Annotated in this window: 11 protein-coding genes; 2 read left to right on the top strand and 9 right to left on the bottom strand. The window is 42.1% G+C overall.

Annotated elements, in window-relative coordinates; genetic code table 11:
- Positions 1-100 precede the first annotated feature (100 nt).
- The 3 genes from EJP82_RS28015 to EJP82_RS20345 all read right to left on the bottom strand — a co-directional run bounded on the left by EJP82_RS28015 (position 101) and on the right by EJP82_RS20345 (position 3,029).
- On the bottom strand, positions 101-268 hold the full coding sequence (locus EJP82_RS28015) for a hypothetical protein (RefSeq protein ID WP_170220251.1): 168 nt from the start codon (positions 266-268) through the stop codon (positions 101-103).
- A 91-nt stretch (positions 269-359) separates the two neighbouring features.
- Positions 360-809: a D-aminoacyl-tRNA deacylase gene (gene dtd / locus EJP82_RS20350; protein ID WP_127193896.1), complete on the bottom strand. Its 450-nt coding sequence runs from the start codon at positions 807-809 to the stop codon at positions 360-362.
- 45 nt (positions 810-854) lie between these two features.
- Complete coding sequence (locus EJP82_RS20345; protein WP_127193895.1) at positions 855-3,029, bottom strand: RelA/SpoT family protein; 2,175 nt, start codon at positions 3,027-3,029, stop codon at positions 855-857.
- Between the two features lie 267 nt (positions 3,030-3,296).
- Here EJP82_RS20345 and EJP82_RS20340 point away from each other — a divergent pair, with 267 nt between their 5' ends.
- Together EJP82_RS20340 and uraA are read left to right on the top strand one after the other, a co-directional pair.
- A complete protein-coding gene (locus tag EJP82_RS20340; protein ID WP_127193894.1) occupies positions 3,297-3,644 on the top strand; it encodes a DUF4870 domain-containing protein in 348 nt (115 codons plus the stop codon).
- Positions 3,645-3,848: 204 nt separating this feature from the next.
- A complete protein-coding gene (uraA, locus tag EJP82_RS20335; protein ID WP_127193893.1) occupies positions 3,849-5,144 on the top strand; it encodes a uracil permease in 1,296 nt (431 codons plus the stop codon).
- A 65-nt stretch (positions 5,145-5,209) separates the two neighbouring features.
- Here uraA and EJP82_RS20330 read toward each other — a convergent pair whose 3' ends face one another.
- From EJP82_RS20330 to EJP82_RS20305, 6 genes are all read right to left on the bottom strand, one after another.
- Positions 5,210-5,722: an adenine phosphoribosyltransferase gene (locus tag EJP82_RS20330; protein ID WP_127193892.1), complete on the bottom strand. Its 513-nt coding sequence runs from the start codon at positions 5,720-5,722 to the stop codon at positions 5,210-5,212.
- A 33-nt stretch (positions 5,723-5,755) separates the two neighbouring features.
- Positions 5,756-8,164 carry a single-stranded-DNA-specific exonuclease RecJ gene (gene recJ, locus EJP82_RS20325; RefSeq protein WP_127193891.1) on the bottom strand — a complete coding sequence of 803 codons (2,409 nt, stop codon included), beginning with the start codon at positions 8,162-8,164 and terminating at the stop codon, positions 5,756-5,758.
- Between the two features lie 43 nt (positions 8,165-8,207).
- Positions 8,208-9,164: a cation diffusion facilitator family transporter gene (locus EJP82_RS20320; RefSeq protein ID WP_127193890.1), complete on the bottom strand. Its 957-nt coding sequence runs from the start codon at positions 9,162-9,164 to the stop codon at positions 8,208-8,210.
- Positions 9,165-9,250: 86 nt separating this feature from the next.
- Positions 9,251-10,180, bottom strand: coding sequence for a protein translocase subunit SecF (secF, locus tag EJP82_RS20315; protein WP_425464356.1), 930 nt, complete (start codon positions 10,178-10,180; stop codon positions 9,251-9,253).
- On the bottom strand, positions 10,161-11,414 hold the full coding sequence (secD, locus tag EJP82_RS20310) for a protein translocase subunit SecD (protein WP_127193888.1): 1,254 nt from the start codon (positions 11,412-11,414) through the stop codon (positions 10,161-10,163). The genes secF and secD overlap by 20 nt, the downstream gene beginning before the upstream one ends.
- Before the next feature lie 158 nt (positions 11,415-11,572).
- Positions 11,573-11,827, bottom strand: coding sequence for a post-transcriptional regulator (locus EJP82_RS20305; RefSeq protein ID WP_127193936.1), 255 nt, complete (start codon positions 11,825-11,827; stop codon positions 11,573-11,575).
- Positions 11,828-11,855 lie beyond the last annotated feature (28 nt).

Below are 11,855 nucleotides of genomic sequence, written 5' to 3'. Positions count from 1 at the left end.
TAAGTTGTTATTACCCGAAAGAGAGTACTTTATAACAAACCTGAATGCAAAAAAAAAGAACCCGCAGGCTCTTTCGCATCATCCATATTAAATTATATTTTCACTTGCCTGAACGAGGAGTCAACCCAACCGAAGGTTTAACCTCCTGAAGCAACGTAACAAATTCCTCATTGTGAGCTATTCTGGACAACATGCCTGTTTCCTCAGAACTTCCAGACGTCAGAAGTGGTGCATATTGCCATTGTCTAGGCTTCATAGATTGACGCATGTGATAGAACTCCTTTATGCAGTGGAATCATCTCTTCTATGAAAGCTTATCCACAAAAGGTGCTTCCTATCCCATTCAACTTGTCCGACTCTTAGGCTAAGGTTGGGCTATCCAAGATCATGGTCACGGGTCCCCAATTGACCAGTTCCACATCCATCTCTGCGCCAAATAGCCCAGTTTCAACGGTCAATCCTTTACTCCTAAGCAACTCGTTAAATTGATCATACAAAGGTGATGCAACATCGGATTTTGCCGCTGCCATGAAATTCGGTCGTCTTCCTTTGCGGCAATCTCCATACAATGTGAACTGGGATACTGACAGGATCGCCCCGCCAATATCCAGTACGCTGTGATTTAGTTTACCTTCTTCATCTTCAAAAATACGTAAACCAGATACTTTTTCCGCCAGATACAGGGCATCTTTTTCTGTATCATCATGTGTAATTCCTACTAATAACAACAGTCCATGAGCTATCTGACCGACCACTTGTCCATCCACCGTTACTTTAGCACTCTTACATCTTTGAACGACAATTCTCATATCAACTTACCCCTTAATTTCTGTAACCGTTCAGACCAAAGACGCCTATTGCATAATACGGTGCACGGTATAAACGTCCTTCACCCGTTTGATTTTCTCCACGACGGATTGAAGATGATCTGTATTACGAATTAATATCGTCATGTGAATCAAAGCCATTTTATTCTTATCAGACCGACCAGAGACGGCCGACATATTTGTTTTACTTTCTGATACAGCCTGCAATACTTCATTAAGAAAATTTCTACGGTCATGTCCCGTGATCTCAATGTCGACGCTATAGTTGGCTTCCACAGCGTTCTCCCATTCCACTTCAATCACACGAGCTGCTTCATCACTATCGATTCCTGACAAAATGTTAGCACAGTCACTGCGATGAACGGAAATCCCTCGTCCGCGTGTAATATAACCAATAATGTCGTCACCCGGCACAGGATTACAACATTTGGCAAAACGAACGAGCAGATTATCAATACCTTTCACAACTACACCATTAGTTGGACGTCTGCGCTCCGCCGGTGCTGCTTTGACTTCCTTCACTTCCGAGGTGAGTTCGATATGGCCGGACTCTTCCTGTTCCTTACGTAACTTCTCAGTTAGCTTGGTAACCACTTGCGCTGCTGTTATCCCGCCGAATCCAATAGCCGACAACATATCGTCGATATCATTAAAGGAATATTTCTTAGCAGCTTCCATAAGCTTATCGTCTGTCATCCAAGGGGAAACTTCAATACCCGCGCGCTTAAGCTCGCGTTCAATCGCTTCGCGACCCTTCTCGACATTCTCTTCCCGTTTCTCTTTCTTGAACCATTGCTTAATTTTACTGCGTGCATGAGAAGACTGTGCAATCTTGAGCCAATCCTGACTTGGGCCATAAGAATGTTTGGAAGTCAGAATTTCAACAATGTCCCCTGTTTTCAACTTATGGTCAAGCGGCACAATTCTACCGTTAACTTTAGCTCCAATCGTACGATTGCCTACTTCAGTATGAATTCGGAAAGCAAAGTCAAGCGGTACAGAACCGATTGGTAATTCTACAACTTCGCCGGACGGTGTAAATACGAACACCAAATCAGAGAAGAAGTCCATTTTAAGAGATTCAACAAACTCAGATGCATCTTTCGCTTCATGCTGCAATTCTAATATCTCGCGGAAGAAAGTCATCTTATTCTCTGGAGTAGTAACATCAGTTCCTTCTTTGTAAGCCCAGTGGGCGGCAATACCAAATTCCGCAGTCTGATGCATTTCACGTGTTCGAATCTGCACTTCCGTAGGCTCACCCTTAGGACCAACCACAGTAGTGTGAAGAGATTGATACATATTCGCTTTAGGCATTGCAATGTAATCTTTGAAACGTCCCGGCATCGGTTTCCAAAGGGTATGAATGATTCCCAAAGTAGCGTAACAATCTTTAATATTATCCACTATAATTCGAATCGCCAGCAAATCATAAATTTCATTAAACTGCTTATTCTTCGTCGTCATCTTCTTATAAACGCTATAAATATGTTTCGGACGACCAGATAATTCAGCCTCTACACCCATTTCCTGCAGCTTTTCAACAATACGAGAAATGACATTTTCAATAAACTCTTCTCGTTCCGCCCGCTTTTTGCTCATCAAATTAGCAATACGGTAGTATTGCTGCGGGTTTAAATACCGAAGCGCGATATCTTCCATTTCCCATTTGATCGCAGAAATACCTAGTCGATCAGCAATGGGGCAAAATATTTCTAAAGTCTCATAGGCAATCCGCCGTTGGCTCTCTTCCGACTGATACTTCAGCGTTCGCATGTTATGAAGTCGATCCGCGAGCTTAATGACAATTACTCGAATATCCTGCGCCATGGCAATGAACATCTTTCGATAATTTTCATTTTGCTGTTCTTCCTTGGATCGGAACTTAATTCGCTCCAGCTTAGTTAACCCGTCGACTAGAAGTGCACAATCATTGCCAAACTGATCCTTTATTTCTTTCAAAGAAACGGTTGTATCCTCCACTACATCATGAAGAAGCGCAGCAATGATTGACAGAACGTCCATCTGCATACCCACTACAATTTCTGCAACCGCCAAAGGATGCAAAATATATTGTTCTCCTGATTTGCGAAGTTGTCCGTGATGGGCTTGCTCTGCAAAGTCGTACGCCTTCTGAATGCGCTGGAGATCTTGTTCTTTTATATAAGTGGAGGCTTTCTCAAGTAATCGCTCTATGCCCATTGAATACTATTCGTTTCCTTTCTATATGGAAAATAAACTTGAATTTACATGTAAGAGGGCATTCGTCCCCCAATTTTGATTTGCCTATAATTATGACTCTTGTGTCTCCTTCCGTCAACTCTTGCGCTAGTTGCAACGCAAATTACTGATAATTCCACCAAAATTCTTGTATCAAAAAGTATAATGGGTAAAAAAAGGTATTTTTTCCATGGTCGACGAATACTTATGTGAAAAACCATTACATATTTAGGAGGACATTACATTCTCATGAATGAAACTAATTTAGGACCATCCACAACCGGATTAGATCCCAAAGTAGCTGGACTTCTCTGTTATCTCGGTGCATTTATTACAGGAATCATCTTTCTTGTCGTAGAAAAAGAAAATCGATTTGTTAAATTTCACGCTTTACAATCGATCATTGTATTTGGCTCACTTACAGTCGTCAATATTGTACTTGGATTAATTCCAATTATCGGTACGATTGTATCCTTCATTCTTACACCTTTAACTTTCATTCTATGGATCGTACTGATGTTATTAGCGCTACAGGGCAAACAGTTCAAACTCCCAATTGCCGGGGACATCGCCGAACAGCAAATGAATAAATTTTAAGTTGTTATACGTGACCCGGAAGATAGCACCTATAGAAGGTGTCTGACTTCCGGGTCTTTTTTTGCGCAAATACCTCATGTTGAATTCAGGATAGTTCACATATTATGTTATATATTAAATTTTTCTGTTGAAAAATGTCGGCTTTATATTTAATCTATTAAGGATAGATATACTATGAACGTAAAATTAGAGGAGTGACTCTGTTTGCAACGCGAAATTCAAGTTAATGAGAAAGTACCATTTGGACCTGGCATATTGCTAAGTCTGCAACATCTATTCGCCATGTTCGGAAGCACCGTGCTCGTGCCAAATCTTTTCCATGTAGATCCAGGTATGATCTTGCTCATGAACGGAGTAGGTACGCTGCTATACATCCTTGTCTGCAAAGGTAAAATTCCGGCTTATCTCGGATCAAGCTTTGCCTTCATCTCTCCAGTATCTGTAGTTCTAGCGAACCATGCCAGTTCCGGAAATGGCTATGCACTCGCTCTCGGAGCGTTTATCGTTACCGGTATCGTCTTTATCTTAGTCGGTCTACTTATCAAATATGTGGGTACCTCATGGATTGATGTTGTGTTCCCTCCAGCCGCTATGGGTGCCATTGTAGCCCTGATTGGTCTCGAGCTAATCCCCGTTGCCGCTGGAATGGCTGGTCTGATCTCTTCAGATTCATCTGAGTCATGGACAGCTGATCCAACAACAATCATGTTGTCGATGGTTACGCTGGGTGTCACCGTCTTGGGTGCCGTTCTCTTCCGTGGATTTCCGAAGATTATTCACATTCTAATTGGTATCAGCGTGGGTTACGGACTTGCTTATATACTTGGCGAAGTGCAAACGGCTAACATTGCTGCAGCTCATTGGATTTCACTTCCAACAGTAACTACTCCACAGTGGGATCTCTCCGTTATTATTACAATCATTCCGGCTGCTCTCGTCGTTATCGTTGAGCATATTGGACATTTACTTGTAACTAGTAACATCGTTGGTAAAGATCTTTCTAAAGATCCAGGTCTACACCGTTCGTTGATGGGAAATGGTATTTCTACCGTAATATCCGGTTTCGTTGGATCAACACCGAATACAACTTATGGCGAGAATATCGGAGTTATGGCACTAACCAAAGTATATTCAATCTTTGTTATTGGTGGCGCAGCCATCTTTGCAATTCTACTCTCATTCTCCGGTAAGTTCTCTGCGGTAATATCATTCATTCCCGTACCGGTTATGGGTGGTGTATCCCTACTCTTGTTCGGAGTAATCGCTGCTTCGGGACTACGTATTCTGGTAGAACAAAAAGTTGATTATTCCAAGGCAACGAATCTGTTGCTTACCAGTATCGTATTAGTTATCGGTCTTAGCGGAACCAAATTAACTATGGGCGACGTAGAATTAAAGGGAATGGCCCTTGCTACGATCGTCGGTATGTTGCTCAGCCTATTCTTCAAACTACTTCAAGTACTTGGTCTGTCCAATGAGAAGGAAGAAGCTTCACATTAAGTTCAAACGGAACATTAAAAAGTCCCTGCGCCATATGGCGTCAGGGACTTTTTGTTAATCCATTATTAATATGTCATGAGCGAGAATACATCAATACCGTCTAACTTTTCTCGTCCATTCAACTCACTAAGTTCAATTAGGAAAGCCGTACCCACGATATTACCACCCAATTGCTTGACCAAGTTTACAGATGTTGAAATAGTACCACCTGTCGCTAATAAATCATCAGCAATCAACACATTTTGGCCTGGTTTGATAGCATCGCTATGCATAGCCAAAGTATCTTTACCGTATTCAAGATCATAACCAACTTCAATCGTTTCATACGGAAGCTTTCCGCTTTTACGAATCGGCACAAACCCAACACCTAGTGCATAGGCAAGCGGGGCTCCGACTACGAAACCACGCGCTTCAGGACCTGCTATTAGATCGATTTTCAAATCAGCTACCAGTTTCTTTAACTCATTGATCGCTTCACGATATTTTTCACCATCGCTAAGTAACGTTGTTATATCTTTGAAGCTGATACCTGGTTGTGGAAAATCGGGAATCACCCGAATATAATTTTTGAAATCCAATGAAATCTCCTCCTATAATTTAAACGTTAGTCCTTAAGATGCACCTTGCATCTGATCAAGCATCCATTTCGTGATTTGTGGAACACCACCATGAAGCAGCATCTGCTCCATTTCCGCAAGCATACCTAGCTCTATATAGCGACTCGATGATTCGAGCGGTTGCTTAGAAGGAGTCTCATTCAAAGTTATGATTCTCGAAGTCCGAATAATAAAGCCTAATTCTTCGAACACATCCAAAGTCAAATCCAGCATTCGTCTCGATAATCCCGTTCTACCCATCATCGCCTTTACCAATTCATCTTGCTGAATCGGTTGGTAACCATGTTTTCTAAGTAAGGCATATACGCCTTTAAATTGTTCACGAGAAGGAGCTTGCACTACCTCATGATCCTCACGCTGCTTAGGATGGAGCAAGAAAACTCTTTCCAGAGATCCGAACTTCCCTATCATCTTACTCCACATGTTAGATGATTCCGGAAGCCCCAGTACAAACAGTGTCTTCACAGCTGCTGAACCTTCCGATGTTGCAATTTCATTCATCGGTTTCACCCCAGCGCTATAATCATATACCCAATGTGCAGTCTGTTTCAAATCAATTCCCATTAATGCATCTGCCCCATTATCACTCACAATCGCCATCGTTCCAAGGGAACATGCAGATATACTAACCAGTTTCTCGCGTAATTCATCTAACTTAGTAGCTGGATAACGTGATCCACGATAATCAAATACCTGAACATGAGATACACAGAGATCTTGAATTAACAATTGAGGCTTGCGCGCCCCATTCCATTCATTAATCCCTGCTTCAGCTACAAGATCAAGAACCGATTCACTCGCGAGGATTGGAGCTAACTCGCCTTTACCAAAGGCGACTGCCTCCACCGTCTTCCCATTTTGACTAACTAGTAGTTTTAAATGCTTCCCTTCCTTACCCATTTGCCGGCATTCTAGTAACTTAACACCGCGGATGAGAAGACGTGGACAAGTATTCCCCATCCCGAAAGGAGCAAGTTCTTCTAACTGCTCAATAACAGGCAGTGTTATTTCTTGCAAGGGACATTCTAGGTCTGTTAGCAAAGTAGGAATGAAATGTTCAGGTTCCAACTTGCCCGAGGCAAATTCATTAAGTCGCTGTTCAAAATTGATTAATTGTTCTCTAGAAAGTGACATACCGGCTGCAGCAGGATGCCCCCCATAATGATCCATTAAATCAGAGCAATGTGTTAATGCTTCATAGATATCAAAACCCGGAATCGAACGCGCTGAACCTTTACAATCACCAGTTTCCGGATTTATTCCAAGTACAATAGTGGGACGATAATAACGTTCTAGAATTTTGGAGGCAACGATCCCTACGACACCCACATTCCAACCTTCTCCTGCCACTACGATAACATCAGGTAAATTGCCTGCTTGTTCCTTGGACTCTAATTGAATAAGAGCTTCATTAGCAATATCTTCAACAAGAAGCTGACGTTCTTTATTTAATATATCTAATTCGTTCGCAATACTCTCTGCCTCTTCGACACTTGTTGAGGTAAGCAAAGAGACTGCTCTAGTGGCATGACTCATTCGTCCGCTAGCATTGATACGAGGGGCGAGACCAAACGCCACATTGGTTGAGGTTACTTCGTCTTTTGTGCATCCTGCAACCCCCAAAAGCGCAGTCATACCAGGGAAGGCTGAGTGAGCCATAGATTTCAATCCATAGGTAACAATAAGACGATTCTCACCTGTTAGCGGCATTAAGTCGGCTATAGTACCTAACGCAGCAAGCTCCGTCCATTCGAGCGGAGTATCCTCCCCAAGTAAAGCTAGGGCCAGTTTATAAGCAACCCCCACTCCCGCTAATCCTTTAAATGGATATGTACAATAGGGAAGTTTAGGATTTATAAGAGAAAATGCGTTAGGAAGCACGGCCGGTGGTTCATGGTGATCTGTCACAATCACATCCATACCAACTTGATTGGCATACTCAATTTGTTCTACAGCACTAATCCCAGTATCCACAGTAACGACAAGTGTAAACCCATTTTTATGAAACTGTTCTAGAGCATGAATATGAAGTCCATAACCTTCTTTGGAACGATGAGGAATGTAGTAATCAAAATCAGCTCCTAAACGACGCATCAGATGAACCATCAACGCAGTGGATGACACTCCGTCTGCATCATAGTCTCCATATATTAAGATGCGCTCGCCGTTGTCCACTGCAGCCTTGATACGTGCAACCGCTTCCTTCATTCCGTGGAGCAGGAACGGGTCATGAATATCTGCCAAAGTTCCATATAAGAAACGTTTTCCCTCATTCAAATCACTAATACCCCTAGTCATGAGTAATGAAGCAACAAGAGGAGATATATTTAACTGTTCAGATAGAAGCTTTGCTTTACCTTCATCAGATTGTAGTGACTTCCAACTATATTTCGGATGAAGCAAATTTTACACCTACTTTCTTCCACCTTGCCTACCACCTATGCTGCTATTGAAGCAGGGTCGGCAGATCGCTGTCTGATTCTGAATGATTGCTTTTATACGGGTAACCAGGATCATAAGGTAACACTTGAATACTAACATTTCCAACATGAGAAAACCTGTGCAATAGCAGTACCTTCGCACGATTTGCTATATCGTTTGCTTCCGAAACAGAAATACGTGGGTTAACACTAATTCGAGCTACTACGCTCACATAATGACCGTTCTCCTGAGCTTTTATATCGTTAACCATAATTACACCATGTACTCGTTGAACTGTCTCTATAAAGTCACTTGCATCTTCTTCCTGCAATTGCGAGATAATTGGACCGTAAACAAAAGCACGTACGATACCATATCCCCTCCACAAAACCAACAAAGACACGCAAAATGCAGCTATTGGATCGAAATATAACATAGCTGATAATTGTAAGGCTTGGCCAGTCATGGATCCGAAAACACCAACTAGAACTATCACAGAGGTGTATACCGAATAACGATGCATTTCAATGTAAGAACGCGAGCCCTCGGTGTTGTTCTTACGATCTTGACGATAACGATATTGAAATACTAATTCCTTCAAAGCGATAGAGATGACAATCGCTACTCCTGCCATATAACCTGGCGGAGCAATTTCGCCCTTAGAGATGACTATAGCAGACGAAATAGCCATTTGAAGACCTCCAAGAAGAAGAAGGATGGAGAACAGAATAGCAATTAGCGGTTCCTTCGTTTCAATGCGAAAAATAGCGCCGTCTGATATTCTTCGTTTCCAGCGACCGGGTATCTGCATTTTCTCTGTTACGCCTGTCGCAGCATCCGTTGCCGAATACAATGCATTAGCAAGGAGAGCTTGGCTGTCAAATAACAGACCCACTCCACCTTTAAACAGGGCAAGGAGAATATTGTTTATAATGCTTAGCCAAGCAGCGGATTGATACGGAACGGATTGTTCTCGGTTCATAATATCCCCCCTGAAACACCTTATGACTGAAAAGAGTGGCAAAGCCGCGTCAAAGTCGACGCGGCTTCTTTTATGCCAATACAATACTAATTAGTCGCTTTGGACGTTTTAGCCGAATTATTCTTTTGCTTACTCTTAAGCACGAACCAAATGGGACTCGCAATAAAGATTGTGGAATAAGCTCCAAACAATAGACCTATTACCATAGCGAGTGAGAACATCCGTATCGACTCCCCGCCTAGCAAGAACAGGAAGAACGCCGCTATAAATACAGTTAATGCAGTATAAAGGGAGCGCATAATCGTCTGGGACACACTATTATTTACCAGTTTGATAAGATCTTCACGTGTCTTCAGCTTACTAAAGCGCATATTCTCCCGAATCCGGTCAAAGATAACGATGGTATCGTTAATGGAATAACCAATAATCGTTAGAACGGCGATAATAAATGTCAAATCCACTTCCAGACGGAAGATCGAGAATACAGTGACTACCATAAAAGCATCATGCAATAGTGCTATAACAGCCGCAACAGCGAACCGCCATTCAAAGCGAATACTTACATAAATAATAATCCCGATACAAGAGATAAGAACTGCTTTAATGGCGTTCGCAGCCAGTTCTTTGGCCATCTCTGTATCGACAGTGTTCACTTCAAACGAAGCCTTATCATCCAGTTTCAAGATTTCTTGTTTCAACAAGTGATCATTATCTTCGTTCAACACTTCGTTGAAACGAATATTCATTCGATTATCGCCAAGCGTAATATCCGAACCTTCATCAATACCGATTTGTTTTAAAATCGGTTGAATTTGTTCTTCAGTTAGTGTTCTTGAAAGGGTGATATCGACATTCGATCCTGCCTTAAAATCGACGCCATAGTTAAGTCCAAATACCGCCAAACTAATAACTCCAATAATAGTCAAGATAATCGATAGCCTGAAGAAATGTTTACTAAGATGTACGTAATTAAGATTTTTGTTAAGTTTCTTTGTATTAAAGCTCACGAATATCACGCTCCTTTACCCCGAAGTACTTCGGTTTCAACAGCTTACCCGATTTAAGCAACAGGTTTAGCAAGAAACGGGAGAAATAAATGTTCGTGGCGATACTTAGTACAATTTCCACTACGAGTACAAGAGCAAATCCTTTAACAGCACCTGTACCATAGGCAAACATAACGAGAGCAACGATAATGGTTGTAATGTTAGAATCCAAAATCGTACGTAGTGAATGCTTACCACCCGCTTTAACAGCAGACATAACGCTTCTACCGCTACGTATTTCCTCTCGAATCCGTTCATTTGTAATTATATTGGCATCGACTGCCATCCCGACACCGAGAATAAAGGCTGCAATACCCGGTAGGGTCAAAGTAAAGTCCGCCCATACGAATACGAGAATCAACAACCAGGTATGAACGATCAGGGCAAAACCTGCAAATAAACCTGGGACATGATACATAACGATCATAAAGATCAGAATTAACACGGATCCGATCAGCCCGGCTTCAATCGTTTCTTTTAGTGATTGCTGACCTAGTGTGGCCCCTACACTCTGAGAATACTTTTCGGTTAGTTTCAAAGGTAAAGCACCAAGATTGATATTATCACGAAGCTCCTTAGCTTCATTAACATCGCCACCAACACTGATCGTAGCTGTTCCTTCGGTTAAGACAGCTTGTACAGTTGGTGCTGAAATCAACTCATCATTCATATAAATAGCCAGAGGCTGACCAAGCAGACGCTCGGTTACTTCAGCAAATTTCTCCTTGCTCTTCACCTTGATAGCAACGATAGGCTCATTCATATTTGTATATTCTAGTTTAGCTCCGTTTTCAGCAAAATCCGTACCAACCATTTCTATCTTATTGTATTGGTCAGCAGATGTCTCGGTGCCGTTCTTACTGCGGAACGTCAGTGCCGCTGGCTCCTTCATTTGCTTACGAACTTCAGCCTCATCGGTAACACCAGCCAACTTAAGGCGAATCCGATTGCTTCCTTCTGTAGTAACTTCCGGTTCGCTCGTACCGAGCATATTCGCCCGCTTTTCAAGGCTTTGCGCAGTTTTGACCAGTGACTCCTTCGAAACTTTAGCTCCACCCTCATAAGGAGTGGCTTCATACAAGATCTCAAATCCACCCTTCAAATCCAAGCCGAGGTGTACATTTCGAAGCAAACTTGGGCTTGTAAAGGCCATGACGGCAGTTGTAACTAATACAACGGTTATGAATGCGATAATTCTTTTCATCCCGTACTTCGTTCCCCTTTCAATTCTCAATATTCCTATTATAGCGATGCTAGAAAAGACCGTCAATTTATCATTGTTGGCATTTTTGTGTACTACATAGATTGAAGTAAAGTTATTCTGGTTGATTCATCATGTCATCACAAAAAAGACCCCTCTCATTAAAACTGGGATCCACGATAGGCGGAAATTGTAATAAAGTTCATGAATTGGATAACTTTCAAGGAAAGAATATCATTGACTAATTGGTACAGTGGGGGAGTACCTTCCTTCTCGTATTTATGGCTGACGCAATTCCATACATCCGACGCTGTCACATGTTCGTACCCGATTAGCCGGAATTCTTCAGCTTTGCTGCGGCATAGACCTTCAATTGCTTCGTTCAACTCTTTATCGGTAAATACCTCTTCAGCCATGGCTATGCCTCCTTCTTTCCATCCCATC

Source organism: Paenibacillus anaericanus (assembly GCF_003994475.1).
Lineage (GTDB): Bacteria > Bacillota > Bacilli > Paenibacillales > Paenibacillaceae > Fontibacillus > Fontibacillus anaericanus.
Note: the sequence above shows the minus strand (reverse complement) of the source record. Positions and strands in the feature narration are given on the sequence as shown.

Coding starts and splice junctions, on each gene's coding strand:
- EJP82_RS28015 (WP_170220251.1), bottom strand. CDS start 268: ATGCGTCAATCTATGAAGCCTAGACAATGGCAATATGCACCACTTCTG.
- dtd (WP_127193896.1), bottom strand. CDS start 809: ATGAGAATTGTCGTTCAAAGATGTAAGAGTGCTAAAGTAACGGTGGAT.
- EJP82_RS20345 (WP_127193895.1), bottom strand. CDS start 3,029: ATGGGCATAGAGCGATTACTTGAGAAAGCCTCCACTTATATAAAAGAA.
- EJP82_RS20340 (WP_127193894.1), top strand. CDS start 3,297: ATGAATGAAACTAATTTAGGACCATCCACAACCGGATTAGATCCCAAA.
- EJP82_RS20320 (WP_127193890.1), bottom strand. CDS start 9,164: ATGAACCGAGAACAATCCGTTCCGTATCAATCCGCTGCTTGGCTAAGC.
- secD (WP_127193888.1), bottom strand. CDS start 11,414: ATGAAAAGAATTATCGCATTCATAACCGTTGTATTAGTTACAACTGCC.
- EJP82_RS20305 (WP_127193936.1), bottom strand. CDS start 11,827: ATGGCTGAAGAGGTATTTACCGATAAAGAGTTGAACGAAGCAATTGAA.